The 26,436-nt window shown below is 69.7% G+C and carries 22 protein-coding genes; 6 read left to right on the top strand and 16 right to left on the bottom strand.

The window, feature by feature from the left end:
* Nucleotides 1-12 precede the first annotated feature (12 nt).
* Entirely contained in the window at nucleotides 13-1,347 is a 1,335-nt protein-coding gene (locus ACVW19_RS19260; RefSeq protein ID WP_457460584.1) for an NAD-dependent succinate-semialdehyde dehydrogenase, read from the top strand.
* A gap of 92 nt (nucleotides 1,348-1,439) precedes the next feature.
* Here the strand turns inward: ACVW19_RS19260 and ACVW19_RS19255 are convergent, their stop codons facing one another.
* Nucleotides 1,440-2,072, bottom strand: a complete 633-nt coding sequence (locus ACVW19_RS19255) for a lamin tail domain-containing protein (protein WP_457460583.1) — start codon at nucleotides 2,070-2,072, stop codon at nucleotides 1,440-1,442.
* Between the two features lie 594 nt (nucleotides 2,073-2,666).
* Here ACVW19_RS19255 and helR point away from each other — a divergent pair.
* From helR to ACVW19_RS19240, 3 genes are all read left to right on the top strand, one after another.
* Nucleotides 2,667-4,799 (top strand): RNA polymerase recycling motor ATPase HelR, encoded by a 2,133-nt coding sequence (helR, locus tag ACVW19_RS19250; protein ID WP_457460582.1) that lies wholly within the window; start codon nucleotides 2,667-2,669, stop codon nucleotides 4,797-4,799.
* Nucleotides 4,800-4,877: 78 nt separating this feature from the next.
* Nucleotides 4,878-5,492 (top strand): RraA family protein, encoded by a 615-nt coding sequence (locus ACVW19_RS19245; RefSeq protein WP_457460581.1) that lies wholly within the window; start codon nucleotides 4,878-4,880, stop codon nucleotides 5,490-5,492.
* Between the two features lie 115 nt (nucleotides 5,493-5,607).
* The gene (locus ACVW19_RS19240) at nucleotides 5,608-6,135 is read left to right on the top strand and encodes an SMI1/KNR4 family protein (RefSeq protein ID WP_457460580.1); all 528 of its coding nucleotides are present in this window, start codon (nucleotides 5,608-5,610) and stop codon (nucleotides 6,133-6,135) included.
* Nucleotides 6,136-6,176: 41 nt separating this feature from the next.
* Here ACVW19_RS19240 and ACVW19_RS19235 read toward each other — a convergent pair whose 3' ends face one another.
* The 8 genes from ACVW19_RS19235 to ACVW19_RS19200 all read right to left on the bottom strand — a co-directional run bounded on the left by ACVW19_RS19235 (nucleotide 6,177) and on the right by ACVW19_RS19200 (nucleotide 12,986).
* A complete protein-coding gene (locus tag ACVW19_RS19235; RefSeq protein ID WP_457460579.1) occupies nucleotides 6,177-6,980 on the bottom strand; it encodes an SDR family NAD(P)-dependent oxidoreductase in 804 nt (267 codons plus the stop codon).
* A 34-nt stretch (nucleotides 6,981-7,014) separates the two neighbouring features.
* Nucleotides 7,015-8,469 carry a hypothetical protein gene (locus ACVW19_RS19230; RefSeq protein WP_457460578.1) on the bottom strand — a complete coding sequence of 485 codons (1,455 nt, stop codon included), beginning with the start codon at nucleotides 8,467-8,469 and terminating at the stop codon, nucleotides 7,015-7,017.
* 82 nt (nucleotides 8,470-8,551) lie between these two features.
* Nucleotides 8,552-9,175, bottom strand: a complete 624-nt coding sequence (locus tag ACVW19_RS19225) for a guanylate kinase (RefSeq protein WP_457460577.1) — start codon at nucleotides 9,173-9,175, stop codon at nucleotides 8,552-8,554.
* On the bottom strand, nucleotides 9,172-9,777 hold the full coding sequence (locus ACVW19_RS19220) for an AAA family ATPase (RefSeq protein ID WP_457460576.1): 606 nt from the start codon (nucleotides 9,775-9,777) through the stop codon (nucleotides 9,172-9,174). Before ACVW19_RS19220 ends, ACVW19_RS19225 begins: the two co-directional genes overlap by 4 nt.
* Nucleotides 9,778-9,990: 213 nt before the next feature.
* Nucleotides 9,991-10,437, bottom strand: coding sequence for an ATP-binding protein (locus tag ACVW19_RS19215; RefSeq protein WP_457460575.1), 447 nt, complete (start codon nucleotides 10,435-10,437; stop codon nucleotides 9,991-9,993).
* A gap of 102 nt (nucleotides 10,438-10,539) precedes the next feature.
* On the bottom strand, nucleotides 10,540-11,739 hold the full coding sequence (gene tgmC / locus ACVW19_RS19210) for an ATP-grasp peptide maturase system methyltransferase (protein ID WP_457460574.1): 1,200 nt from the start codon (nucleotides 11,737-11,739) through the stop codon (nucleotides 10,540-10,542).
* Nucleotides 11,736-12,716 carry an ATP-grasp ribosomal peptide maturase gene (gene tgmB / locus ACVW19_RS19205; protein WP_457460573.1) on the bottom strand — a complete coding sequence of 327 codons (981 nt, stop codon included), beginning with the start codon at nucleotides 12,714-12,716 and terminating at the stop codon, nucleotides 11,736-11,738. The genes tgmC and tgmB overlap by 4 nt, the downstream gene beginning before the upstream one ends.
* A 3-nt stretch (nucleotides 12,717-12,719) precedes the next feature.
* Nucleotides 12,720-12,986 carry a putative ATP-grasp-modified RiPP gene (locus tag ACVW19_RS19200; RefSeq protein ID WP_457460572.1) on the bottom strand — a complete coding sequence of 89 codons (267 nt, stop codon included), beginning with the start codon at nucleotides 12,984-12,986 and terminating at the stop codon, nucleotides 12,720-12,722.
* A gap of 205 nt (nucleotides 12,987-13,191) precedes the next feature.
* Here ACVW19_RS19200 and ACVW19_RS19195 point away from each other — a divergent pair, with 205 nt between their 5' ends.
* Nucleotides 13,192-14,025: a helix-turn-helix domain-containing protein gene (locus tag ACVW19_RS19195; RefSeq protein ID WP_457460571.1), complete on the top strand. Its 834-nt coding sequence runs from the start codon at nucleotides 13,192-13,194 to the stop codon at nucleotides 14,023-14,025.
* Entirely contained in the window at nucleotides 14,022-14,228 is a 207-nt protein-coding gene (locus ACVW19_RS19190; protein WP_457460570.1) for a DUF397 domain-containing protein, read from the top strand. Before ACVW19_RS19195 ends, ACVW19_RS19190 begins: the two co-directional genes overlap by 4 nt.
* A gap of 57 nt (nucleotides 14,229-14,285) precedes the next feature.
* Here ACVW19_RS19190 and ACVW19_RS19185 read toward each other — a convergent pair whose 3' ends face one another.
* From ACVW19_RS19185 to ACVW19_RS19155, 7 genes are all read right to left on the bottom strand, one after another.
* Nucleotides 14,286-15,833, bottom strand: coding sequence for an N-6 DNA methylase (locus tag ACVW19_RS19185; RefSeq protein WP_457460569.1), 1,548 nt, complete (start codon nucleotides 15,831-15,833; stop codon nucleotides 14,286-14,288).
* Nucleotides 15,830-17,284, bottom strand: coding sequence for a restriction endonuclease subunit S (locus tag ACVW19_RS19180; RefSeq protein WP_457460568.1), 1,455 nt, complete (start codon nucleotides 17,282-17,284; stop codon nucleotides 15,830-15,832). Before ACVW19_RS19180 ends, ACVW19_RS19185 begins: the two co-directional genes overlap by 4 nt.
* On the bottom strand, nucleotides 17,281-20,862 hold the full coding sequence (locus tag ACVW19_RS19175; RefSeq protein WP_457464676.1) for a DEAD/DEAH box helicase family protein: 3,582 nt from the start codon (nucleotides 20,860-20,862) through the stop codon (nucleotides 17,281-17,283). Before ACVW19_RS19175 ends, ACVW19_RS19180 begins: the two co-directional genes overlap by 4 nt.
* A gap of 284 nt (nucleotides 20,863-21,146) precedes the next feature.
* On the bottom strand, nucleotides 21,147-22,862 hold the full coding sequence (locus ACVW19_RS19170) for a uroporphyrinogen-III synthase (protein ID WP_457460567.1): 1,716 nt from the start codon (nucleotides 22,860-22,862) through the stop codon (nucleotides 21,147-21,149).
* Nucleotides 22,859-23,818 (bottom strand): hydroxymethylbilane synthase, encoded by a 960-nt coding sequence (gene hemC / locus ACVW19_RS19165; RefSeq protein ID WP_457460566.1) that lies wholly within the window; start codon nucleotides 23,816-23,818, stop codon nucleotides 22,859-22,861. Before hemC ends, ACVW19_RS19170 begins: the two co-directional genes overlap by 4 nt.
* A complete protein-coding gene (locus tag ACVW19_RS19160) occupies nucleotides 23,815-25,614 on the bottom strand; it encodes a glutamyl-tRNA reductase (protein ID WP_457460565.1) in 1,800 nt (599 codons plus the stop codon). Before ACVW19_RS19160 ends, hemC begins: the two co-directional genes overlap by 4 nt.
* A complete protein-coding gene (locus tag ACVW19_RS19155) occupies nucleotides 25,611-26,414 on the bottom strand; it encodes a redox-sensing transcriptional repressor Rex (protein ID WP_457460564.1) in 804 nt (267 codons plus the stop codon). The genes ACVW19_RS19160 and ACVW19_RS19155 overlap by 4 nt, the downstream gene beginning before the upstream one ends.
* Nucleotides 26,415-26,436 lie beyond the last annotated feature (22 nt).

The following is a 26,436-nucleotide window of genomic DNA, read 5'->3' as shown; positions in this document are numbered from 1 at the left end:
CCCGGAGCACTGATGTACGCCGTCACCGACCCCACCACCGGCGAAGTCGCCGAGCTCTACCCGACCGCCAGTGACGCCGAGGTCGAGGCGGCCGTCACCGCCGCCCACGCCGCCACCGCGTGGGGCCGTACGAGCACCGTCGCCGAACGCTCCGCCCTGCTGCGCCGGCTCGGCGACCTCCACGCGGAGCACCGGGACGAGCTGGCGGCGAGCATCGTGCGCGAGATGGGCAAGCCGCTCGCGGAGGCCGAGGGCGAGGTCGACTTCTGCGTCGACATCTACCGCTACTACGCCGACCACGCCGAGGAGTTCCTCGCCGACGAACCGCTCGACGTCACCTCCGGCCCGGGCAGCGCGGTCATCCGGCGCAGCCCGCTGGGCGTCCTGCTCGGGATCATGCCGTGGAACTTCCCGGCCTACCAGGTGGCCCGCTTCGCCGCCCCGAACCTCGCCCTGGGCAACACCATCGTCCTCAAGCACGCCCCGCAGTGCCCGGCCACCGCGGCGCTGCTGGAGCGGCTGTTCACCAAGGCGGGCTTCCCCTCCGGCGCGTACGTCAACGTCTACGCCACCAACGAGCAGATCGCCGAGGTCATCGCCGACCCGCGCGTCCAGGGCGTCTCGCTCACCGGCTCGGAGCGGGCCGGCTCCGCCGTCGCCGAGATCGCCGGACGCCACCTGAAGAAGGTCGTGCTGGAGCTGGGCGGCTCGGACCCGTTCATCGTGCTGTCCACCGACGACCTCGACTCGGTCGTCGACGCCGCCGTCGCCGCCCGCCTGGACAACACCGGCCAGGCCTGCAACGCCGCCAAGCGGTTCGTCGTCGTCCAGGACCTCTACGACGCGTTCGTCGAGAAGTTCACCGCCCGCCTGCTCGCCGGCGCGACCGGCGCTCCCCTGTCGTCGGCCGCCGCCGCCGAGAACCTGGGCCGCCAGGTCGACGAGGCCGTCGCCGAGGGCGCCACCCTGCACACCGAGGGCGAGCGGCGCGGCGCGTACTTCCCCGCCGGAGTCCTCACGGGCCTCACCACCGACCACACCGCCGCCCGCCAGGAACTCTTCGGCCCGGTCGCCATGGTCTTCCCGGCCGCCGACGAGGACGACGCCCTGCGCATCGCCAACGACACCCCCTACGGCCTCGGCTCCTACGTCTTCACCACCGACCCCGCCCAGGCCGAACGCGTCGCCGACCGCATCGAGGCCGGCATGGTCTTCGTCAACGGCGTCGGCGCCGAGGGCGCGGAGCTCCCCTTCGGCGGCATCAAGCGCTCCGGCTTCGGCCGCGAACTCGGCCGCCCGGGCACCGAGGAGTTCGTCAACAAGAAGCTGATCCGCACGGTGGCCTAGCCACGCACGCCGTCAGCCGTGGGCTCGCGGCCCGAGGAACGCCCGAGGGCGTGTCACGGCCGGCTGCCGTGACACGCCCTCGGGACGCCGAGTCAGCGCTGGTGGTGCCCGCGGTCGTTCCCACGCTCGTCGGCCCGGTTGTTGCTGCGGTCGTGGCCGCGGTCACGGTCGCGGTCACGGCCGTGGTCGCGGTCACGGCCGTGGTCATAGCCGCGGTCACGGTCGCGGTCGTTGTCACGGTCGCGGTCGCGGTCGTTGTTGCGGTCGCGGAAACGACCCCAGCTCTCGGTGTCGACGACCGAGCCACGGCGGTCCGTCAGGGTGGCCCGGTCGGAGCGGTTGTCCCAGATGTGGTTGCGGCGGTCCTGGTAGGCGTCATGGCGGGTGTCACGGCCGAATCCCGTGTGCACCTTGACCGTCGAGCGGCCGTTCAACCGCAGGTGGCGGAAGGTGTACCTGTCGCCCTCGCTGTTGCGCAGGGTCCAGCCCCTCAGGTCGACGCTGTGACGGGACCGGTTGGTGATGTTCACCCACTCGCCGTTCAGCGAACGGTTGCTGCGGGTGTCCGGGCCGGGAGCGTTGTACTGGACGTCGCTGATGACGACCTGCCGGCGGTCGGGGCCCCTGTCCTGGACGGCGGACGCCGGCAGGGCGGCGGCCGCCACGACGGAACCGGTCACCAGGGCGACAGCGGTCAGACGGCGAGCGGCGGAAGAAGCAGACATGCGGTCCCCTTCGCATTCGTGCGCCGGCCCGCCCCGGGTACGGACGGGCGGCGCTCTCCGAGTGGTACGTCCCGGCTGGCTGCCGAGGTCTCACACCCTGCCGCCGCGACGGCCCCTTTCACAGGAAGCCCCTCCATGGGTGACGTAATGCAGACATGTCCGAAACAGTCGGTTGCCGGATGCACACATATCGTTCGAATGCGGGGGCCGAATCGGTGCGCCGCACATCGACCCGTGGTCTGCCCGGGTCCGTCACCGTTCAGCCAGGCTCGCGCCCCGGCACGCCACCACACGTGCCACCCCGCCCTTCGCCCGAAAGTGGGTAACAGGGCCGACGGGGCACAGGGGGGTGAAGGACGTGAGCACAAGAAGCGCACTCGAAGCGCCGCTCCACGGCGAAGAAGGGCTTGATCATCCGCGGTGACGATCGAGGTGGCGACGAGGGCCGGCGAGGGAGCGCCACGGGAGGGCCGCAAGAAGGCGAGGAGGCGAACCCACTCCTTGCCACTCTCAACGTATAGCGCACCGGGGTGCTTGCGGCAAGGCCCCCTTCATAGCGCAGAATCACTGACCGTGAACCCGACAAACCACCCGATGACCAGTGTGTTCGCCCTCCCCGAACGCCTCTCCGCCAAGGCCGACCCGCACCTGATCGCCGAGGACGAACAGCACTTCGCGGCCCTCGCGGAGAGCCTCGAGCAGACGATCGCCGAGCTGTCCGACCGCCGCGACGCCACGCTCAGGGCACCCGGCGGCGTCGGCCGGGAAGCCATGGACCGGGACATCGAGGTGCACCGGCTGACCGCCCGCCTGCGCGCCCTGCGCCGCTTCGGCCTGGACCTGTGCCTCGGGCACATCGTCGGCGCGGACGACGGCGAGCCCGTGTACATCGGGCGGCTCGGCCTCACCGACAGCACGGGCCGTCGCCTGCTGCTCGACTGGCGTTCCCCCGCCGCCGAGCCGTTCTTCGCGGCGACCCACGCCCACCCGATGGGACTCGCGAGCCGCCGCAGGTACCGCTGGACCGGTGGCCGGATCAGCGACTACTGGGACGAGGTGTTCACCGCCGACGGGCTGGAGGGGCACGCCGCGCTCGACGACCACTCCGCCTTCATCGCCAGTCTGGGCGGCAACCGGTCGGCCCGGATGCGGGACGTGCTCGGCACCATCCAGGCCGACCAGGACGCCGTCATCCGCGCAGGCTCGCGCGGCGCGCTCGTCGTCGACGGCGGCCCGGGTACGGGCAAGACCGTCGTCGCCCTGCACCGCTCCGCGTACCTCCTCCACTCCGACCCGCGCCTCGGCCACCGCAGGGGCGGCGTGCTGTTCGTCGGCCCGCACCAGCCCTACCTTGCCTACGTCGCCGACGTCCTCCCCAGCCTCGGCGAGGAGGGCGTGCAGACCTGCACCCTGCGGGACCTCGTACCCGAGGGGGCCACGGCAACGGCCGAGACCGACCCCGAGGTGGCCCGCCTGAAGTCGTCCGCGGACATGGTGAAGGCGATCGAGACCGCCGTCCGCTTCTACGAGGAGCCGCCCACCCGGGCCATGACGGTCACCACCCCCTGGTCCGACGTCCGCCTGACCGCCGACGACTGGGCCGAAGCCTTCGAGGCGGCGGAACCGGGCACCCCGCACAACGAGGCACGCGACCTGATCTGGGACGAGCTGGTCACGATGCTGCTGGACAGGCAGAGCGGCGACGACGTCTCCCCCACCCTGTTCCGCAGGGCCCTGTCCCAGAACAAGGAGTTGCTCACCGCCCTCAACAACGCCTGGCCCCTCCTCGAACCCACCGACCTCGTCTCCGACCTCTGGTCGGTCCCCGCCTACCTGCGCATGTGCGCCCCCTGGCTCGCCCCCGACGAGGTGCGCGCACTCCAGCGCGCGGACGCCCAGGCCTGGACGGTGTCCGACCTGCCCCTCCTGGACGCGGCACGGCAGCGGCTCGGCGACCCGAAGGCGTCCCTGCGCAAGCGCCGCCACGACGCCTCGGTCGCCGCCCAGCGCGAGCGGATGGCCGCCGTCATCGACAACGTCATCGCCTCCGACGACGACGGCGAGGGCGCGGTGACCATGCTGCACGGACGGGACCTCCAGGACACCCTGATCGACGAGAGCGCCCTGCCCACCCCCGAACCGGACGCGCTCGCCGGCCCGTTCGCGCACGTCGTCGTGGACGAGGCCCAGGAACTGACCGACGCCCAATGGCAGATGCTGCTCCTGCGCTGCCCGTCCCGCAGCTTCACCGTCGTCGGCGACCGCGCCCAGGCCAGACACGGCTTCACGGAGTCCTGGCGGGAACGACTCCGGCGCATCGGCCTCGACCGCGTCGACGTGGCCACCCTGAACATCAACTACCGCACGCCGGAAGAGGTCATGACGGAGGCCGAGCCGGTCATCCGCGCCGCCCTCCCGGACGCCAACGTCCCGACCTCCATCCGGAGCAACGGCATCCCCGTCGTCCACGGACCGCTCTGCGACCTGGACTCGATCCTCGACACCTGGCTCACCGCCCACGACGACGGAATCGCCTGCGTCATCGGCCACCCCACGTTCCGGTCCACGCCCCGTGTCCGGTCACTGCCCCCGGAACTGTCCAAGGGCCTGGAGTTCGACCTGGTGGTCCTCGTCGACCCGGACTCGTTCGGCGAGGGCGTCGAGGGAGCCGTCGACCGCTACGTCGCGATGACCAGGGCGACCCGGCAACTCGTCATCCTCACCTGACGCCTTGGCCGGTCCCCGTATGCTCCCACCCCTGACCGCGGCGCCTTGGAATTGGAAACGTTGGAAACAGAGGAAGCGATGAACCAGGCATTCACGCACGTTCCCCCCACCACCCTCGCCGACCTGCTGGGCCGCGCGCAGGTCATGGACATCGGCATCCGTCCGTTGTGGGACGCACCGCGCGTCGCGGGGCCCGCGTGCACGGTGCGGTGCGAACCCGGTGACAACCTGATGCTGCACGCCGCGGTCTACCGGGCCGAGCCGGGCTCGGTCATCGTCGTGGAGTCGGGCGACGTGGACCACGCCCTCGCCGGCGGCAACGTCTGTGCCGTCGCCCAGCGCCGGGGCGTCGCGGCCTTCGTGGTCGACGGCGTCATACGCGACCTCGGCGAGGTGCGCGAGGCCGGCTTCCCGGTCTTCGCGCGCGGCGTCATCCCGATCCCCGGCACCAAGGAGAAGATCGGCGCGCTCGGTGAGCCGGCCCGGGTCGGCGGTGTCCTGGTGCACCCCGGGGACATCGTGGTCGCCGACGAGGAGGGCATCGTCGTCGTCCCCGCCGCACGTGAGGAGGACATCCTCACGGCCGCCCGGTCCAGACTCGCCAAGGAGGCCGAGGAATCCCTCGACACCTGGGAGAAGAACCACCGCGCCCGCATAGAAAAGACCCTGACCGACCAGGGCTTCACCGACTGACCGGCTCCCCCGCCCCGCGAACCGCCGCAGCCTGCGTTTCCCGGCGCTGGCGGGTCGCCCACCCGGGACGCCGACGCGAAGGTCGCATGTCAGTGCGGGCGGCTACGGTGCGCCCATGAACGAGATGACCGGTGACGACCGCCGCCTCCCACCCGCCCTCGCCGACGTGGCCAGCGTCGAGTTCGACTACGCCGACGGTGACGGGATCGACTTCGAGCCCTACGACGCCTTCGACACTGCCGAGGAAACCACCGACTGGCTACGCCAGTGGACCGGAAACCCAGAAGTCGACGGCGACGCCTACCGGGTCTTCGGCCAGGACGGCACCGGCGGTCTCGCGGCCGTCTGGTACGGGCGGCCCGACCGGCCCCTCACCGAGCAACCCGTGGTGTTCATGGGCTCGGAGGGCCAGTGCGGCATGGTGGCCGGGAACCTGTCCGACTTCCTCTGGGTACTGGCCGACGGCATCGGACCACTGGAATCCGTGCTGTACGACGAACACGGGGCACGCCCGAACCCGGAGCTCACCGAACTCGCCGAACGCCACGCCACCACCCCGCGCCGCCCGGCCCGGGACATCATCACCGAGGCCCGCGCCGAATTCCCCACCTTCACCGACGCCATCGACGAACTCTGCCGCTGAGCCGCCGGGTAAGGCCGGGCAAGGCACAGAACAGTCACCGTTCACCGGGTACTCGGACCGAGGCCGGCCTGCGGCTGTCCTCCGTCCACCGGCACATGGGCGCCGTTCACGGCACCGGAAGCCGGGGAGAGCAGGAAGGCGATCACCTGGGCGACCTCCTCCGCGTACAACAACCGCCCGCTCGGATTGCGCTCCGCATAGGCGGCGTACGCCTGCGGATCCCGCAGACGCAGCCGGTCCCAGCTCTTTCCCGGCAGGAGGATGGAACCGGGACTGACCGTGTTGACCCGGACCCGATGCGGAGCCAGTTCCTGGCACAGCGCTCCGGCCAGATAGATCTCAGCGGACTTGGCGGCCCCGTACTGCGCGGGAAAGCGCGGCTTCCAGCCGGAGATGGAGGAGACCAGGACGGCGGAGCTGCCCGGGTGAAAATGCGGCAGTCCCGCCCTCACAGCCCGTACCGCGTGCCCGCCGTTGAGCTCCCAGGTCGTCTGCCAGTCCTCGCGTGTGGAGTCGAGAAGCCCACCGCCGCGCTTGCCGCCCACATTGGCCACCAGGCCGTCGAGCCCGCCGAACGCACGCCCGACCTCGTCCGTGAAGTCCTCCAGAGCGTCCGGCGCGAGGACATCCACCGCGCCGGTCAGCACCCGTGCGGCGCCCTCCCGCTCCAGTTCGGCAGCGGCACTCGCCAGTTGTTCGGCATCCCGACCACAGACGGCCACGGACGCGCCCTCTGCGGCCAGGAGACGTGCGACAGCGAACCCGAGACCTCGGCTGCCACCGGTGACCAGGAACGTCCGCCCTCGCAGTCCGTACGTGACGGCGGGCACTGTGCTCTCTTCCATCGTCCCACCCTGCCACCCGGTGCTTCCGGATCGGTCAGCGAACCAGTTTCCGGATGACGATGCCCACGATGAGCGTGGTGAACAGCAGACCGGCCGAGGCGAACGAGACGGCCATGGCCGTCCAGTGCGCGGACTTGAGCTCCGACGGCAGGCCGGTACCGACGTTCAGCCACAGGGCGAGGGCCAACACCAGCGAAGTCGCCGCAGCCACCGGGTCCGTCACCCCCTGGCCGTCGCCGCGCACCGAGCCTGCGAAGTGGAGGCCGAGGGCCGTCAGAAGGACGCCTGCCACCAGGAAGCGCGCGGGGTTGCGCGCTCGTACACCCCAGCCGAGAACGCCTCCGACGATGCCGCGGGAGACGGCACGCCGTAACAACGGCAGCAGGGCGGCCTCATGCTGCCGGGTGAGGTAGTAGAGCTGGTCCACCTCACGGTTCCTGTGTCGTCTGGCCAGGGCCGACCGGAGCGACTCCAGCGCCACGGCGGACACTTCGGTGAAGGAGCGCTCCAGGAAGGAGAGGATCTGGCGCCCGTTCCGGAAGACCTGCCCGGCGAGTTCCATGTCACCGACACTCGAATGCGCATCGAGGGTGTACCGCGAACTGCCCCCGGGCAGCGCGAGGGTGTCGGTCACCGAGGAGCCCCGGAGACTGATCACCGCCGGCCCCTGCGAGGTGGCCGTCAAGCGCATGACCGTACTGTTCTCCAACGACAGGCGGGCTGTCGCGTGCGCGCGACCATCGTCGTCGCCACTCACCTTGAGGTCACGCACCTCCACAGGCCCGCGCACCGTGCTGTCGGCGATCGTGCTGGACTCCCCGGCGGGAACCACCAGCCCGTTCACGCGTACGGTTTCGCTGCACCGCAGCTCCGTCGCTGTCAGGGGCCGGTCCAGGCGCACCCGCTGCAAGGTCAGTTCCTGTGCGTCCACGTCGTGCAGTTCCAGAGCGGACAACCAGAGATCGTCGAAGGTGACGTCCTCCCGCGCGTGCAGTGCACGGGCTTCCACCTGCGGGCGCCCGAGACGCCCCCCGGTGACCTGGCTTCGCACCGCCATGGCCGACAGCCGGGTATGACTGATACGCACGTCTCCGCGCAGCGCGTTGAGCTGGACGACCTCCTCCACCCGCAGGCGCTGCAACCGCGTACTCCCACAGGAGTGGAGGGCGAGAGAGACCAGCAGGGTGTCCGTGATGATCACCTCACACCCGGTCGAGGCGTTGCGGACGGTCAGACGCCCGATCCTCGAATTCGTCACGAGGATGGCATCCGCCTCCACGTGGTCGATGACGAGTTCATCGATGTGGCAGGAACGAACGGTCAGAGTGCCATCGACGCTGACGCGCTCCAGGGTGACCCTGTCGGCGGAGACGGTGTCCAGAAGAAGGTCTGCGTCCACCTCTTCCTGTCGCAGTTCGACGCTGCGGCCGACAACGGTGCGCTGCCGGCCGATCCTCGCCAGTTCCTCCAGTGTCCGGACAGCTCCCACGAACGCCCCCCTCTGCTGTTGGTGATGGCAAGACCTCGCCGTGTACGGCGGGCTCCGCGCTCCGTCCGAAGGTCCGGGTCGGCTATCGCCGGGGCGGCGGGGTCCGCCGGTCGGTGAGGTCCAGGGCTTCCCGCAGCTCCCCGGGGAGACGGGCGGAAGCGGGACCGTTCAGCGCGGCGGCAATCTTCTCCGCCGCCTCCTTCGGCTCCGTCCTGTCGGTACGCACCACTACGTCGAACAGGTCGTGCAGGTCGGAGTCAAGGATGTCCCGAGCGGTCTCGTCCCAGGCCACCAGCCGTTTGGCGGTGTCGGTGTCGTCCCGTTGCCTCGATCTCTCCTCACACACGTCTCTCGGCACCCACAGCAGCACCCGTAACCATCCACTCCCGGTCCCGGCCAGCAGGGCGCGCAGGTCGGCGACGTTCCCCATGTGCACCACGGGGACCTTCCCCCTGCCCTGGAGCTCTTCGAGGGAATGCCGGTCGATGACGTAGACATTGCCGTAGCGACGGGTCTCGACCACCACGCGGTCCTGCGTGCGCAGGCCGTCCAGCTCGGCTTCCGTGATGAACCGGTACCCGGCCGACCGGCCCGTGCCCTGCTTGAGTTTGGTGAGCAACTGGAACCGGGAGTCGGCCGCGGTCAACGCCGCCGTGAGGGTGTCCTTCCCTGCCGTGGGCGGCCCATAGAGGACGACTGCGGTCACGGCCTCTCCAGGATTCTCTGCGCAATGGATTCCAACTGCTCGGCCAGAGGCCGTACCGCGCTGATGCGGTTGTCGATGAGGTGGTGCGAGCTCACCGGACGCAGACCAAGATCCATACCGTCCACGTACGTGGACCAATGGGCGAGTTTCCAGGTGTCCCGGGAGGCGTTGCGCGAGATCAGGCGCTCATGCATGGACTCCACGTCGCTGTCCACCCAGAAAGCCTCGAAACGGGCGCCCAGCCGACGGCATCGCCTCATCACTCGGCTGGTCCACTGGCTGTCGGCGGCCTCCGAGAGGAACGGAGCCACAAGAACCACGGAGATACCGCATTCAAGGTTTTCCCAGGCCGCCTTCAACAGGCACTCGTACTCCAGAGGCCTGACATGCTCGAGGTAGACCGGACTGTGCCGGTCGTCCGGGTCGCCCCCCATGGCCCTCAGGAGGCCCTCCGTCATGGGCCGGCTGAGCGTGTCCTTGTCGAGCATCGCCCAGCCCGTCACCGCGGCCAGCAACTTGCCGGCCTCCGACTTGCCGGAACCGGCATACCCCCCGACCAAAGCAAAGGTGAGCTGGTTCGCGCCTGAGATTGTGACTGTCACTCGGCCCTCCGAGGGTGTCGCACCCAGCGATCTTACGAGTCGGGTGCGTTCTCGGAGATACGAAAGAGCCTTATGCGCACAGAAGTTGGCCGAAACCCTCCTGTGCAGGCCTGAGCATGACTCCGAGCACAAGAGGCCACCCACCGATAGTCGCCACGAGCTCGACAACGCTGCCGGCGTATCGGGCGACAGGCTCCTGCATCTGCGCGCGGTTCACTGCGTAAAGGCAAGGTCCAGCTCAGCCCATACGGTCTTGGTCGGCACCGGGCCGCTGCGTACGCCCCAGCGGTCGGCCAGTTCCTCGACCAGCAACAGGCCGTAGCCGGACTCGGCAGGTTCTGCAGAGGCGTCCGGGCGGGCGGGAAAGCTCTCACCCCGGGCGTCGGTGACCTCGATGCGCAGTACCCCGTGCGCAGTGACCGTGAGGGCGAGCCGGAAGCTCCGTCCGGGGACGCGGCCGTGCACGGCGGCATTCGTGGCGAGTTCGGCGACAATCAACCGGGCCGGGTCCAACGGGATTTCCCAGGAGCGCAGTTGCTCCGCGGCGAGCAGACGGGCGAGACGGGCGCCCCGACGGGTGGCGGAGAGCGGCACGGTGAACTGGTGGAGTGGGGTGCGCGGTGCGGCGGTTTCCTGATTCACATCACCCAGAGTGTTCATATCCGTGCACTTTGTGAAGGCGGGCAGCCCGTGCGACCAGTCGCTGTCCGTGGGGTGTCCGGTCCCGTCCGGACTGCCCGGAGGAACGCGGACCGTGCCCCGTCAGGACGACGGCAGCGGCAGACAGGGGAACCGCGGGTGCCGCAGGTGCTGTCCGTCCTCGTGGACGCACAGGGTGAAGGTCTCCGGCCCCGGCCGTCCGGCCGTGTCGTAGGCGTCGAGGACCCGCTCGACGCGTTCCCACAGTCCGTCCGGGCCGGCCTCCCGCACCTGCCAACCGTCGCCGTCCGGGGTCAGCGTGGCGGCCGACCCGCTCACCACGTCGACCAGGTGCACGACATCGCCGACCATGACCAGTTGCGCGTCGGGGACAGCGCTCTGGACGAGGAAGCGCAGGTGGAAGGCTTCCTCGGTCGCGGCGGTGATCCGTTCGGGACCGTGCCGACCGGCCCGCGACCTCCCCGGCAGCTCCGCTGCCCAGTGCGCGGGGTTGCCGAAGGCCGGCGCCGCGTGCGTACGGGCCGACATGAAGGAGACGGTGCCGCCCAGCAGGCGGCCTTCGGCGGTGCCGTCCCCGGCGACCGTGAGCAGGACGCGGGCGTATCCGTAGAGCCAGCCCGAGAGCGTCAGCAGGATCTTCCCGCCCGGCCGGGTCTGGGCGACCAGGGCTGGAGGAACGGCCCGGAAGGAGCAGGCCGCGACGATCCGGTCGAACGGGGCTTCGGGCCAGTACCCGTACAGCCCGTCCGCTACCGCAAGCGTCGGCGTGTAACCGCAGGCGTACAGCGCGCTCGCCGCCTGCTCCAGCCGGTGCGGGTCCACCTCGATGCTCGTGACACCGGCGGAACCGAGGCGTTCGCAGGCGAGCGCGGTCGAGTATCCCGTCCCCGTGCCGATCTCCAGCACCATGTGCCCTTCCCGGACATCGGCGTCGGCCCACATCCTCAGCACGAGCGACGGCAGGGTGGAGGACGAGGTCGGGGCCCCTCCATGACGCTCGACTGGGCTCTCCCAGCCAGGCTCGTCACCGTCGAACTGGGTGATGAGCGTGGCGTCGGAGTACGCGGCGGCCAGCCAGCGCCTGTGGTCGAACTCGGCGGTGACAGGCTGCCACCGGGTCAGCCCCTGCCCGTCGCACTCATCGGCGGGCAGGTAGAAGCCGGGCACGAACCGGTGCCGGGGCACCGTCTCCACCGCCGCGCGCCAGCCCGGATCGTCCAGGAACCCGCGTGCGGCGAGGTCCTCCGCCATGGCCTTGCGCAGCCGCGCGGCGTCGGTTTCGAGGTCGACGGGCATCGTCATGAACGGCCCTCTCTTTCCATGGTGAGGAGGTCGGCGAACGCCTCAGTGATGTCCTCGGCGTCGGGAAGCCAGCCCCACTGTCCGTTCGGGTTGCACTCGATCGCCGTCCAGTGTTCCGGGGCGTCCCCGTCACCGGTGAGCGCGAAGTCGAAACAGCCGAAGACCAGACCGAACGAGGCCAGGTAGGCGTGCAGCGCCGCCTCGACGGGCGGCGGCACGGTGATGGGGGCGTGGAGCAGGGCGTCCCAGTTACCCCGGCGCCAGTCCAGCGCGCCGTCCGGTGCGGCGATCTGCTGGGCGAAGACACGACGGCCGACCACGGTCACCCGTACGTCACCGGTCTTGGGGATCTCCGCCTGAAGGAGGTTCGCGGTCACGGCGAGCGTGTCGTCGAAGGCCTCCGGGTCGACCCGCTGGGTCCAGATCGCTCCGGTGTGCCCGTCGTCACCGCCGGGCAGGCCCCGGAACGTCTTGCAGACGACGGGGCCGTGCTCAGCGGCGAACTCCTTCGCGGTCTTCACGTCGTTGGTGATCAGCGTCGGAGGAATCCTCAGCCCGAGTCGGGCGAACCTCCGGAGCTGGGCGGGCTTGAAGTCCGCACGGGCCACCGCGGCCGGGTGGTTGACGTAAAGGGCACCGGGCAGGTCGTTCAGGACGCCGCCGAGCCCGTGCCTCGCCTCGGCGGCGGCGAAGTCCCGCTGCTGCCGGGGCAGGTGCGCGAACCGGGCACCGTACGGAGTGGGACGGCGGTAGTACACCGCCGCCACCTCCCCCGGCTCCACCTCCCGGCTCGCCGTACGCAACCACCCGCCCCACGCCGGCCTGTCCGCGTCGATGCGGAAGCCGAACGCCAGGGAGGGCCCGATGTCGGCGGGGTCGACGCGCACGACGGGCACCCCGCGCTCGTTCAACGCGGCGACGACCCAGTCCGCGGTGACGTCCTCCAGCGCGGTGACGACCAGGACGGTGGAAGCCATCGGTCAGTCCGACTCGTAGTCGGTGGTGTTGTCGTCCTGCCTCTGGGGCCGCGGACCGTTCCCGTCACCGCCCCCGGACACGGACGCAGTACCGGTCGTCTTCGACGTCCCGTGCTTGCCCATCTCGACCGGCCTCCCGGCCGCGTCGGTGTAGCGGGCGGTCTGTGTGACGGGGTCGAGCGTCACCGTCGCGTACGGCGGCGGCCCGACCGGCAACCGGTCAGTGACCAGGCGCAGCGCCCAGGGGGTCTCGGGGGCGAGTGTCGTCATGGGGGTCCCTTCTCTTTCCGCGAGCAGAGTTTCCTGATTTATGCCACTCAGTGTGCCGACGCGTGTGCAAACTGTGAATACGGGCAGCTCGTACGGCCGACGGCTGTACGCCAGGTGTCCGGTTTCTGTCCGCCCTGCCCGGGGTGACCGGGTGTAGGCGGCCGGAGTTGGTCCGGGGAAGGGCGCGCGACGGGAGGCGGCGAACATGAGCGGGTGGGAAACGGGGCTGGACGACGAAGAGGCCGGGGCCGTGATGCGTACGGTCACACGGCAGTTGAAGCTGTGGCGGGAGGCGGCCGGCCTTACGCAGGCGGAGTTCGGGGCGGCGATCAAATACGGGGAGGAGACGGTCTCCTGTGTGGAGCGGGGACGACGGATCCCCCGACCGGAGTACTTGGACGCGGCGGACGAAGTCCTGGGAGCGGGCGGGAAGATCGCCGCGATGAAAAGGGACGTGGCGGAGGTCCGGTACCCGAAGAAGGTGCGGGACGTGAAGCGGCTGGAGTCGGAAGCCGTCGAGATCTGCTCCTACAACAACTCGGTCATCGACGGGCTGTTGCAGACCGAGGGGTACGCGCGGGCAGTGTTCGACTCACGGCGTCCACCGTTCGCGGAGGACGAGTTGGAGCAGCAGGTGACTGCGCGAGTGGCGCGTCAAGAGATCATGGACAGCGCCGCCACGCTGCCGGTCTTCAGCTTCGTACAGTGCGAGTCGACCTTGCGGCGCCCCTACGGGGGCACAATGGTGATGCGCAAGCAACTCGAACAACTGTTGCGGTTGGGCGGGTTGCGAAACGTTGACCTCCAGGTCATGCCTCTTGGGCGCGAGGGAAACGCTGGGGTCGATGGCCCGTTCCGGGTGCTCAGGCTCAAGGACGGCACCACCGTGGGATACAACGAGGTACAGCTCACCAGTCGTTCAATCGTCGACCCTAAGCTCGTTCAGATCCTTGAGATCCGTTACGGGACCATCCGGTCCCAAGCCCTCACTCCTGAAGAGTCCCTGGCCTTCATCGAGAAAATGCTGGGAGAGCCATGAGTTTCAAGCCCGCCTCCAGGGACGAGACAGTGCTCAAGTGGATAAAGAGCAGCTACAGCGGTGCAGACACCCCCTCCTGCGTCGAGGTCGCCACCACTCCCGAGACCATCCGTATCCGCGATTCCAAGAACCCCGACGGTCCCCGTCTTGTCCTCACCCCCACAACCTGGACGGTCTTCTTGCCGTACGTTTCCGGGCACTGAGGGAGTGGACGTGCGTGGCCCGTACCCGAAGCCACGGGTGCGGGCCACCTCTGCGTGTCAGTCGACAGCCGGAGTCGCTTCCTCCGTCACGCCCTCTCCCCCGGCTTGCTGCAAGGTCTCCGCAATCGCGGCAAACTCCTCCAGCGCGGCCTGAAGGTCCTCGACGATCTCGGCGGCCAGTACCTCGGGCGCGGGCAGGCTGTCCGCGTCGTCGAGGCTCGGGTCGCGGAGCCAGGTGATGTCGAGGTTGGCCTTGTCGCGGGCGGTCAGCTCCTCGTACGTGTACGCCTTGAAGCGCTCCGTCTCTACCCGCTTGGAGCGGTCCTCGTCGGGGCGGTAGCACTGCACGAAGTCTTCGAGGTGGGCCCGAGTGAGGGGGTTCTGCTTGAGGGTGAAGTGCTGGGCGGTCCGGAAGTCGTAGACCCACAGCTTCTCGGTCCACGGCTGCTCGGGGCGGGCCGGCTTGCGTTCGAAGAACAGTACGTTGGCCTTGACGCCGCCCGCATAGAAGATGCCGGTGGGCAGGCGTAGCAGCGTGTGGACGTCGTACTCCTTCAGCAGGCGCCGGCGGATGGTCTCACCCGCGCCGCCTTCGAAGAGGACGTTGTCCGGGACGACGACCGCAGCCCGGCCGTGAATCTCCAGCAGCGAGGCGATGTGCTGGACGAAGTTGAGCTGCTTGTTGGTCGTGGTGACCCAGAAGTCACGGCGCTCGTAGGCGATCGCCTCGCGGGCGGCGGAGCCGTCGTCGCCGTAGACGGTGATCGACGACTTCTTACCGAAGGGCGGGTTCGCAAGGACCAGACTCGCGCGCTTGGTGGGCGGGGCGATGAGGGCGTCACGGTCGTGGACGAGGGTGGGCCCGGTGGGCTGGCCGATGCCGTGCAGGAAGAGGTTCATAGCGGCGAGACGGGCCGTGTTCCTGACCAGCTCGGTGCCCCAGATGCCGCCACTGCTGAGGTGCTTGCGCTGCTCGGGTGTGAGGCGGTTGCCGTACTCGTTGAGGATGTGCTCGGCGGCAGCGAGCAGGAAGCCGCCGGTTCCGCTGGCGGGGTCGGTGATTGTGTCGTCCGGGGTGGGACGGACGCAGTCCATGATGGCCTGGATCAGCGGACGCGGGGTGAAGTACTGACCCGCGCCCGACTTGATGTCCTCCGCGCCACGGGAGAGCAGTTCCTCATAGGCGTCGCCCTTGATGTCGGTCTTCTGACCCGACCAGTTCTCCTTGTCGATCAGGTCCTTGACCAGGCGCTTGAGCTTGGCGGGGTCGTGGATGCGGTTACGGGCCCCGTTGAAGATCAGGTGGAAGGTGGTGCCCTTGCGCTGGGCTCCGAGGTCTTCGAGGAGCTGCGTGTAGGCGGCTTCGAGCTCGGCACCATCGTTGTTCAGCAGCTCAGGCCAGCCACGGCCCTCCCAGACCGACCCCTCGGGCATGATCTGCTCGCGGAACATAGGTGGCCGAGACTGCGCCTCGTGCGCCATCTTCAGGAAGACGAGGAGCGTCAACTGCTCGACGTAGTCGATGGTGGAGACACCATCGTCCCGTAGGACATGGCAGTAACTCCAGAGCTTGTCGACGAGCCGACGAGCCTCGGTCGTGGTCACGAGGGGATCTCCAGGTCAAGGGTGGGCTGAGTGGCGGCGGTAAGGGCGGAGGCGTTGGCACGGGGTGGTGGGGGTGCGTCCGGTGCCGCTGCGGTATCCGGCGTGCGCTTCCGCTGAGTGGGCGCCCGGCGCGGGCTCCGACGCCGGGACTTGGTGGCTCCGGCTGCCTCGCGCTCCGCGCGGATGCGGTCGAGCAGGGCTTTGGCGGGCTCGTCGGCGGTGTCTTGGGGAACCAGGCGGCCAGCGAAGGCTTCGGCAAGAAGCGATCGGCGAAGACGCTCCGCCCGACGTTCCCCCTTGGCCGCTTCCGCCTCCAAGCGGGCGATCACCGTTTCCCAGTTCCGATACTCCCGTACCCGCCTCCGCTGCTCATCGAGCGACGGGAGTGAGATCATTACCCGCTTCAGATCCTTGCCAGAAATTCCGGCCTGTCCAGCAGTTGTCTTTACGGCCGCCGAAATAGCCTGTCGTGCAGATCCACCGGTACACGTCATGGCCACAAAATCAGGGTCAGCAACTTCTCGACGAAGTTTCACGCGGATGAGCTTGTCAGGATAAGTGAGAGGACCTGCGTCTCCCGGCACGACTGCGCAGGCCCCCACATAGGCAGGGTTCCCGTTATAGCGCGTGAAGAGTAGGTCACCTTGCGCAAGGAGATACCCGTCCGCCGCAACGCGCTGCTCTTCGACAGCGCTGTATCTCAGGTCTGCCAGGTCGAGTCGCAACGCCCGTACCGCGCCGATGCGCAAAATGGCAACACCATCCGGCTCTACCCCAGGGCGAGAAACGTACATGCCGTTACGGACACTGACCGCTAGATCACCCAGCTTGCGTTCTTCCCAGCCACTCCCTGAGGAGTTAGTGAGGTTTGCCAAGACCTTCCGCCGCAGCGCGTTCGCCTTGCTCAGAGCGCCACCTAGGCACTCTGCGCCAGACGAGAGCCGCGACAATTGCTCTTCGAGCGCGGCAACGATGCGTCGCTGCTCCTCCAGCGGCGGCACTGGAACAGGAAGCTTTGCTAGGGCTTCCTTGTTGATTTTAGGAAGAACCGACCGCCCTTGATGCCTGGCGGCAAAGCTAGTGAATGCTGGACTGCGCAGCCAAAGAGCGAGGTATCCAAGGTCCAACTCCGTGGAAACTGGGTACATGTCTGCGCTGCACAGGCCATCGAACCTCGCCACTACAACCTTGGCGAGATACGGACGGATCTTCGAGTAGAGAATATGACCCTCGGAGAAAAGGTGCTTTGGACTCTTCACCCCGTCCTCAGCCACCGTCGAGAAGGGCAGCAAGCGCCCCGTCTCTGACTCGATATGATTCGGCGCAATATGCGGCAAGGCAGGGTATTCGAGAGGCGATACAAGGTTACTGGCTACATGAGCTACCTCCCCAAAAGACGCCCAAGCCCACCCCCGCGGCAACTCCCAAGGGCCGCCATTTTCCAAACTCACGCGCCCAACTCCCGTCCCAGCTCATCCAAAATCTCAGCCCCCCGATCGGCCCCGAACTCCCTCAGGAACCCGTCCACGCCCCCGCGCTCGATGAAGGGTACGTCCTTCAAATGCTCGGGTTCGATCGCCGCATCCGTCGCTATCACGTCGACCATGCGGTCCAGCCACCACACCTGGTCCTCGGTGAACACCGCCCCCGCCTGCTCCTGCCGGGCCCGCCACGCCGCGTACCGTTCCTCCACCAGCGCCCGGTACGGCCGTACCTCCTCCTCCAGCCCCAGCTCGAACCGCAGCAGCCCGATCAGGTCCACCACACCCGCAGTCCCCCGCGGATGCCGAGCCGCCTTCCCGAGCTGCACGTACGCGTCGTACAGCCGCCCCGGAGTCCACTGGAACGGAGGGCGTTCGATCTTGCGTGCGAGGTCCTTGAGCCGTCGGTAGACCTCCTGTGGGTCGCGCCGCTCGCTGAAGGCGATGTTGAACGCGGCAATCTCGTCCCGGTGGTCGTCGAGGTACTGCTTCCAGGAGGTCACCCGCCGCATCGCCAGCTCGTCGGCCGTGATGCCGCGCGCCTCCTTCACCTCGTCCACGCTCACCTCGTCGATGACGATGTCGTGGGCCCGGCGCATGGACATCAGCCGGTCCCGCAGCTCACGGTTGGCGGCGATCGGCTTCAGCGCGTCCAGCATCTCCTGCCGTACCTGCGCCTGACCGCCGATCCGCCGGGCCCGCTCCTGCTGGTCGGGGTCGACGGACCGGACCAGTCCACCCACGATCTCCCTCAGCGGCTGGCCGGCCAGCTCCTCGACCTCGTCCCGCTCCTCATCCGTGAGCTGCCGGTCGAGGCGTGCCAGGCGCCCCGCCAGTGTGGCGACCTCGTCCTCAGTCATCGCGAGCCCCGCCGTCTTGGCCATCAGCCGCTCCAGCGGGATCTTCCGCTCGGAGACCCGGACGAGCGGGCGCGCGTCCACGCGCGGCGAGTCCGTCACGCCCACCGCGTCGACGATGACGAACCGCTCCTTGACCTCCGCGTCCGGCGTGACCGCCTGGAACTCCGCCGGGTCGATGGTCCGCGAGCCGCGCCCCTTCATCTGCTCGAAGTAGGCCCAGCTCTTGACGTCCCGTAGGAAGAAGACACACTCCAGCGGCGGGATGTCGGTCCCCGTGGCGATCATGTCGACGGTGACCGCGATGCGCAACTCGGGGCTGTTGCGGAACGCCTTGATCAACTCGGCCGGCCGCTTCGCCGCGTGCGTGATCTTCCGGCAGAAGTCGTCGCTCTCCCCGAAGACCTGCCGCACCATCTGCACGATCTCGTCGGCGTGGTTGTCGTCCACGGCGAAGATCAGCGTCTTGGGCACGTGCGTGCGCGCCCGCTGCGCCTCCCCCTCCCCCATTGGCGGGAAAATCTCCGTGAACAGGTGCTTGCGGAACGTCTCGACGACGAGCTTCAGCTGCCCCTTGCTGATGACCTGGCGCCCCAGCTGGGACGCCTTCCACTCCAGGTCCTCCTCCAGCTCCTGGTACCGCTCACGACGCGTCTTGCGTTCCCGCATCGGGACTACCGTCTCCGCCGGGATCGTCCCGCCGTTCTCCCCCAGCTCCGTACGGATGCGGAAGACGTCGAAGTCGACGTTGACGCCGTCGGCGACGGCCTGCTCGTACGGGTACTCGCTGACCAGGTTCTGGAAGAAGAAGCCGAAGGTCTGCTTGACCGGGGTGGCGGTCAGCCCCACCAGGTGGGCGTCGAAGTACTCCAGGACCGCACGCCACTTGCCGTAGATCGAGCGGTGGCACTCGTCGACGACGATCAGGTCGAACGCCTCGGGTGGCAGGTCCGGGTTGTAGCCGACCTCCACCGGCTCGTCGACCAGGTCGTAGCGGTCCAGGGACGCGTCCTCGCGGTCGGCGCTCGGCACGTCACGGTCCGTCAGCGCCAGCCACAGCCGCTGCACGGTGGACACCACCACGTGCGCGGAGCCCAGCACGGTGTCACCGGCAAGCCGCTGCACGACGTACAGCTCGGTGAACTTGCGGCCGTCGTCCGGGGTGTCGAAGTTCTCGAACTCGGTGGCGGCCTGGCTGCCGAGGTTGTTGCGGTCGACCAGGAACAGGATGCGCTTGGCGCCCGCGTGCTTGAGGAGCCGGTAGCTCTCGCTGACCACCGTGTACGTCTTGCCGGCGCCGGTCGCCATCTGGATCAGGGCGCGCGGGTCGTCCTTGGCCAGGGAGCGCTCCAGGCCGTTGATAGCCGTCACCTGGGCCGGGCGCAGGTCCTCCGGGTCGAGGAAGGTCTCCGGCAGGCGGCGCATCCGGGCCCGCAGGGTCGGCGCGCTGCGGTCGGCCTCGGCCTCCTCCACCCAGCGGGCAATCGTGTCCGGCCGGTGCACGGCGAAGACCTCACGCGTGCGCGGAGACGGGTCGAGCGCGTTGTGGAAGCGCACGGTGTTGCCGTCGGCGACGTACCGGAAGGGCAGGCTGGCCCGCCAGGCGCTGAGCTGCTGACTGCGGGTGAGGCCGGTGGCGTAACGGGAGGCCTGCTCCATGGCTGCCTCCAGGTCGGCGCCCTCCCGCTTGGCCTCTATGACACCGACCAGGCGCTGGTCGACGTAGAGGAGGTAGTCGGCGCGGCCGACGGCGGTGGAGACCTCGCGGACGGCGACGCCCCTGCCCGCGAAGAGGTTCTTGGCACTGTCGTCCTGGACGGCCCAGCCCGCCTTCGCCAGGACGCGGTCCAGCTCGGCGCGGACCTGCGCCTCACTCATCGGCGGGCGGGCGGCCTTCTGCGCCTGCGCGATGAACTCGTCGCGCCGCGAGGCCCCGTCCAGCGGGCGGGCGGCCGAACGGGACTCCATCGCCGGAGCCGTCAGCTCGGTGATCTTCTCGCTCAGCTCGGCGATCAGGTCGTGCAGCGCGGCCCGCTCGGCCTCCGCGCGGGCCAGTTCCGCCTCGGCCTGCTCGCGGGCGGCCTGCTCACGCTCCAGACGGCTCTGCTTGCCGTCGTAGCTGAGCCGGGCCTCTTCCAACTTGCGGCGGTAGGCGTCAAGTTCAGTACGCAGCTGCTCCAGCTCGCGCTGGTCGGCGACGGTCGTGGGCGCAGGCGCGGCGGAAGGCGGCGCGGGCGCCAGGAACACCCTGTGGGTGGTGTCGGACTGGTCGAGGGAGCGGTGCAGCCAGTCACCGAGGCGGAAGCACATCTCCACGGACCGGAGCGCCTCACGGACGTTGGCGTAGTACTCGTGGACCGCCCGGTTGCCCGTCGTACGGATCGCCTCGAACCAGGTGCGCACCTGCGGGACGAGGACATCGGCTCTGGCGAGCGCGTTGATCCGGTCGACCTGGCGGGGCCCCGGCACAGTGATGCCGAGAAGCGTGACCAGGTGCCGGGCCATGATCTCGCCGTAGAGGCGGGTCTTCACCATGGCCGCGTGCGGGTCAGTGTGAACGTACGACTCCGCAGCGCAGCCCAGCGTCACCAGTAAAGGCTCGTGCCCGAGCAGGTGACCGAAGTTGGGCGAGCCCGCCGCCAGCCGCGCGACCTGCTCGTCGTCCCCGCCCGACGGGCCGCCAACCACCATCGTCACCATGTACTTCCCCCCAGTTCCCTGATCATTATGTCGTGAGCAAAGCCTTGCAGGCTTTCACAAACCGGGGAGACATACAAGGAAATTGGACCACTCCATGAGTGATCCCGCTCACCTGCACCACTCGTCGGTAGGGACACTCAGGCAAGCCTCGGGTTCCTGTCGAAACGCCGCACTCCCGGCGTCCGGCCCTGGCCCCAACAGGTGGTGGCGGGGTGCGCCCTCACGGCACACCCCGCCACCACCTAACGCGTCCTACCCGACGCCGCCGCGCGGCCTCACGTCGTCGACCGGCGTCTCCGGGCTCCCGGGCGGCGTTCGCTCGGGCGGGTGACCGGGTCGCCCGCCTCGATCGCCGCCAGCCGGCGACGCGCGCCGAAGTCGGCCAGGGCCGCCGCCAGCTTGTGCACCGACGGCTCCGGGGCCATGACGTCGACGCGCAGCCCGTGCTCCTCGGCCGTCTTCGCCGTCGCCGGACCGATGCAGGCGATGACCGTCACGTTGTGCGGCTTGCCGGCGATGCCGACCAGGTTCCGGACCGTCGACGACGACGTGAACATCACCGCGTCGAAGCCGCCGCCCTTGATGGCCTCCCGCGTCTCCGCGGGCGGCGGCGAGGCGCGCACGGTCCGGTACGCCGTGACGTCGTCGACCTCCCAGCCCAGCTCGATGAGACCCGCCACCAGCGTCTCGGTGGCGATGTCCGCGCGGGGCAGGAACACCCGGTCGATCGGGTCGAAGACCGGGTCGTACGGCGGCCAGTCCTCCACCAGCCCGCGGGCCGACTGCTCACCGCTCGGAACCAGGTCCGGCCGCACGCCGAAGTCGATCAGCGCCTTGGCGGTCTGGTCGCCGACCGCGGCGACCTTGATCCCGGCGAAGGCACGGGCGTCGAGACCGTACTCCTCGAACTTCTCCCGCACCGCCTTGACCGCGTTGACGGAGGTGAAGGCGATCCACTCGTAGCGGCCCGTCACCAGGCCCTTGACCGCGCGCTCCATCTGCTGCGGGGTGCGCGGGGGCTCGACGGCGATGGTCGGCACCTCGTGCGGCACCGCGCCGTAGGACCGCAGCTGGTCGGAGAGCGACGCCGCCTGCTCCCTGGTACGCGGCACGAGCACCTTCCAGCCGAACATCGGCTTGGACTCGAACCACGCGAGCCGGTCGTGCTGGGCGGGGGCGGAACGCTCACCGACCACGGCTATCACCGGACGGCCGCCGTCGGGCGACGGCAGCACCTTCGCCTGCTTCAGCGTCTGCGCGATCGTGCCGAGCGTCGCCGTCCAGGTCCGCTGCCGGGTCGTCGTACCGGCGACCGTCACCGTCAGGGGGGTGTCGGGTTTGCGACCGGCGGACACCAGTTCGCCCGCCGCGGCGGCCACCGAGTCGAGCGTGGCGGAGACGACCACCGTGCCGTCCGACGCCCCGAGCTCGGTCCAGCACCGGTCCGACGCGGTACGCGCGTCCACGAACCGCACGTCCGCGCCCTCGGCGTCCCGCAGCGGCACACCGGCGTACGCGGGCACACCGACCGCGGCCGCGATACCGGGGACGACCTCGAAGGTCACCCCGGCCGCCACGCACGCCAGCATCTCCTCAGCGGCGTACGAGTCGAGGCCGGGATCACCGGACACCGCACGCACGACCCGCCTGCCGCCCCGCGCGGCCTCCATGACAAGATGTGCGGCATCCCGCACCGCGGGTGCGCCAACGGTTGTTGACGTGTCGTCAACGATTTTCAGCTGAGGCGTGCCTGTGCCCGGAGCGGACGTCGCGGAGGAACCCGCCGAGTCCGTTTCCGTCGGCACTTCGGCAACGCCCTGCCTGGCGTGCCGGCGTACGACGTCGAGCACATCGTGCTCGGCGACGAGAACGTCCGCGTTCGCCAGCGCCTCCACGGCGCGCAGAGTCAGCAGTCCCGGATCCCCGGGTCCGGCACCGAGGAAGGTGACGTGCCCGTGTTCCGGAGGGGGTGGAAGGGTGGTGGGGCTCACTGTGCTCGCTCCCCCATCAGACCGGCCGCGCCCTGCGCGAGCATCTCGGTGGCGAGTTCGCGACCGAGCGCCATCGCCGCCTCGTGCGTCTCGGGCACGGGACCGGTGGTGGACAGCTGCACCAACGTGGTGCCGTCGGTCGTGCCGACGACGCCCCGCAGGCGCATTTCCTTGACAATCGGCCCGTCGGCCAAAAGGTCGGCCAGCGCCCCCACAGGGGCGGTGCAGCCGGCCTCCAGGGCGGCGAGCAGTGACCGCTCCGCCGTCACGGCGGCCCGGGTGAACGGGTCGTCGAGCTCGGCGAGCGCGGCGGTCAGCTCCGTGTTGCGCACGGTGCACTCGACCGCCAGGGCCCCTTGGCCGGGAGCGGGCAAAATCGTGTCGACCGACAGGAAGTCGGTCACCTCGTCGCTGCGTCCGACCCGGTTCATCCCGGCGGCGGCCAGCACCACGGCGTCCAGCTCACCGCTCTTGACGTACCCGATCCGGGTGTCGACGTTGCCGCGGATCGGCACGGTCGTGATCTCCATGCCGTGGCCGCGTGCGTACGCGTTCAGCTGGGCCATGCGACGCGCCGAACCGGTGCCGATGCGGGCGCCGCGCGGCAGGTCGGTGAACTTGAGCGCGTCACGCGCGATGATCACGTCCCGCGGGTCCTCGCGCTCCGGTACGGCGGCCAGGACCAGCTCGTCGTGCGGTGCGGTCGGCAGGTCCTTCAGCGAGTGCACCGCGAAGTCCACCTCGCCGCGCACCAGTGCCTCGCGCAGCGCGGCCACGAAGACGCCCGTGCCGCCGATCTGCGAGAGATGCTCGCGCGACGTGTCGCCGTACGTGGTGATCGGAACGAGCTCGACAGGCCGTCCGGTCACCTGGCTCACGGCATCCGCCACCTGCCCGGACTGGGACATGGCGAGCTTGCTCCGCCTGGTCCCGAGCCTCAGTGCCTTCTCAGTCATGCCGGCCCTCGGTTTTCTGCGTTGCCCGCGTTCTGTGCGGCCTTCGCGTTCTTCTCGGTGCTTTCCTCGGCGCGGGAGACGGAGGCCACCGTCTCCGGGTCGAGGTCGAACAGGGTGCGCAGCGCGTCCGCGTAGCCGGCGCCGCCGGGTTCGGCCGCGAGCTGCTTGACCCGCACGGTCGGCGAGTGCAGCAACTTGTCGACCACCCGCCGCACGGTCTGGGTGATCTCCGCACGGTGCTTGTCGTCCAGGCCGGGCAGCCGCCCTTCCAGGCGGGCCATCTCACCGGCCACCACGTCCGCGGCCATGGTGCGCAGGGCGACCACCGTCGGCGTGATGTGCGCGGCCCGCTGTGCCGCCCCGAACGCCGCGACCTCGTCGGAAACGATACGCCGGACCTGGTCCACATCGGCAGCCATCGGAGCGTCCGCCGACGCCTCCGCGAGCGCCTCGATGTCGACCAGCCGCACCCCGGGGATGCGGTGCGTGGCCGCGTCGATGTCGCGCGGCATCGCGAGGTCCAGCAGGAAGAGCACGGGCTCCGGGCGCGGCGGCTCGGCCACCGGCTCCGGACGGCGCCGCTCGGGGATCCGGCCGGCGCTCGCCGCGGTCGCGGCCAACGCGCCGATCAGTTCGGTGTCCACCTCGGCACCGCGCCGGCCGCCCTGGCGGCGGTCGACGGTGCCGCTCACGGCCCAGGCCGCGTGCTGCTCCAGCGTCGCCGCGTCCATACCGGCGACGGCCGCCTCACCCATCACGGAGAAACCGGGCGGTACGGAGGCCAGGTCCAGCGGGCAGTCCTCGTCGGTGCTGGTGGCGGCCACGGGGGCGGGGGGCAGGGGCGTCGTCCGCCCGGCCGGCGCCTTGCGCGCCGATGCCTCCGTGACTCCGACGGTCCCGGTGGCTCCGGTGCGTACCGTCTCCGGCTGCTGTCCGACGCGGCCCTCGACACCGGCGGCGATCGCGTCGGCCGTGAGGACGAGGCCGGTCGCGCCGGTGCAGGAGACGACGACGTCTGCACGTGTCAGCTCGTCCGCCACCGATCCCATCGGTATCGCGCGGGCCGGCACGTTCGTGTTCTCGGCGTTCTCGGCGTTCTCGGTCTCGGTGAGGATCTGCACGAGGCGCTCGGCGCGGTCGGCGGTGCGGTTGGCGATCACGATCTCGGCCACACCGGCCCGCGCGAGCGTGGCCGCGGCCAGCGAGGACATCGATCCGGCACCGATGACCAGTGCCTTCTTGCCCCGCGCCCAGCTGTCGACGGGCGAGCCGGCGGCCAACTGCTCCAGGCCGAAGGTGACCAGGGACTGCCCGGCGCGGTCGATGCCGGTCTCCGTGTGGGCGCGCTTGCCGACCCGGAGCGACTGCTGGAACACGTCGTTCATCAGCCGCCCGGCGGTGTGCAGTTCCTGCGCACGCGCCAGGGCGTCCTTGATCTGGCCGAGGACCTGCCCCTCGCCCACCACCATCGAGTCCAGTCCGCAGGCCACCGAGAACACGTGGTGGACGGCGCGGTCCTCGTAGTGCACATAGAGATAGGGCGTGAGCTCCTCCAGGCCGACCCCGCTGTGCTGGGCCAGCAGCGTGGACAGCTCGGCGACACCGGCGTGGAACTTGTCCACGTCGGCGTACAGCTCGATGCGGTTGCAGGTGGCGAGCACCGCGGCCTCGCTGGCCGGTTCGGCGGCGACCGTGTCCTGCAGCAGCTTGACCTGTGCGTCCACGCTCAGCGAGGCCCGGTCCAGCACGCTGACCGGCGCGCTGCGGTGGCTCAGTCCGACGACGAGAAGGCTCATGTCGGCATCACCGCGGGTACGTCCCCGTCGGGCCCCTGGTCTGCGGCGGACCCCTGTCCGCCGGCGGATGCCTGGCGCGCGGCGACGGGCTCCGGGCGGGAGCCGACAGACGGGACGACGGTCCCGGCGGCGGCCACCTCGCCGGCCTTGCGCTGCTCGTGGAAGGCGAGGATCTGCAGCTCGATGGAGAGGTCCACCTTGCGCACGTCGACACCGTCCGGGACGGACAGCACGGTCGGCGCGAAGTTCAGGATGGAGGTGACACCGGCGGCCACCAGCCGGTCGCAGACCTGCTGCGCGGCACCGGCGGGGGTCGCGATCACGCCGATCGAGACACCGTCGTCCTGGATGATCTTCTCGAGTTCGTCGGTGTGCTGCACCGGGATGCCGGCGACGGGCTTTCCGGCCATCGCGGGGTCGGCGTCTATGAGCGCGGCGACCCGGAATCCACGGGAGGCGAACCCGCCGTAGTTGGCGAGCGCGGCACCGAGGTTACCGATGCCGACGATCACAACCGGCCAGTCCTGGGTGAGGCCGAGTTCACGCGAGATCTGGTACACGAGATACTCGACGTCGTAGCCCACGCCCCGGGTCCCGTAGGAACCCAGGTAGGAGAAGTCCTTACGAAGCTTCGCGGAGTTGACGCCCGCGGCCGCCGCCAGCTCCTCCGAGGAGACTGTGGGCACCGAGCGCTCGGAGAGCGCGGTGAGGGCGCGGAGGTACAGCGGAAGCCTGGCGACGGTGGCCTCGGGAATCCCTCGGCTACGGGTCGCCGGTCGGTGAGATCGGCCAGTTGCCACGGTGCTCCTGCGGGTAGAGCGG

The organism is Streptomyces sp. TE5632 (assembly GCF_054061295.1).
The sequence above is the reverse complement of the archived record's forward strand: the minus strand, read 5'-3'. Positions and strand labels throughout refer to the sequence as shown.

Bases quoted from the DNA above. Each gene is read 5' to 3' on its own strand.
- ACVW19_RS19260 (WP_457460584.1), top strand. From the start codon at position 13: ATGTACGCCGTCACCGACCCCACCACCGGCGAAGTCGCCGAGCTCTAC.
- ACVW19_RS19255 (WP_457460583.1), bottom strand. From the start codon at position 2,072: ATGTCTGCTTCTTCCGCCGCTCGCCGTCTGACCGCTGTCGCCCTGGTG.
- helR (WP_457460582.1), top strand. From the start codon at position 2,667: ATGACCAGTGTGTTCGCCCTCCCCGAACGCCTCTCCGCCAAGGCCGAC.
- ACVW19_RS19245 (WP_457460581.1), top strand. From the start codon at position 4,878: ATGAACCAGGCATTCACGCACGTTCCCCCCACCACCCTCGCCGACCTG.
- ACVW19_RS19240 (WP_457460580.1), top strand. From the start codon at position 5,608: ATGAACGAGATGACCGGTGACGACCGCCGCCTCCCACCCGCCCTCGCC.
- ACVW19_RS19235 (WP_457460579.1), bottom strand. From the start codon at position 6,980: ATGGAAGAGAGCACAGTGCCCGCCGTCACGTACGGACTGCGAGGGCGG.
- ACVW19_RS19215 (WP_457460575.1), bottom strand. From the start codon at position 10,437: ATGAACACTCTGGGTGATGTGAATCAGGAAACCGCCGCACCGCGCACC.
- tgmC (WP_457460574.1), bottom strand. From the start codon at position 11,739: ATGACGATGCCCGTCGACCTCGAAACCGACGCCGCGCGGCTGCGCAAG.
- tgmB (WP_457460573.1), bottom strand. From the start codon at position 12,716: ATGGCTTCCACCGTCCTGGTCGTCACCGCGCTGGAGGACGTCACCGCG.
- ACVW19_RS19200 (WP_457460572.1), bottom strand. From the start codon at position 12,986: ATGACGACACTCGCCCCCGAGACCCCCTGGGCGCTGCGCCTGGTCACT.
- ACVW19_RS19195 (WP_457460571.1), top strand. From the start codon at position 13,192: ATGAGCGGGTGGGAAACGGGGCTGGACGACGAAGAGGCCGGGGCCGTG.
- ACVW19_RS19190 (WP_457460570.1), top strand. From the start codon at position 14,022: ATGAGTTTCAAGCCCGCCTCCAGGGACGAGACAGTGCTCAAGTGGATA.
- ACVW19_RS19175 (WP_457464676.1), bottom strand. From the start codon at position 20,862: ATGGTGGTTGGCGGCCCGTCGGGCGGGGACGACGAGCAGGTCGCGCGG.
- hemC (WP_457460566.1), bottom strand. From the start codon at position 23,818: ATGACTGAGAAGGCACTGAGGCTCGGGACCAGGCGGAGCAAGCTCGCC.
- ACVW19_RS19160 (WP_457460565.1), bottom strand. From the start codon at position 25,614: ATGAGCCTTCTCGTCGTCGGACTGAGCCACCGCAGCGCGCCGGTCAGC.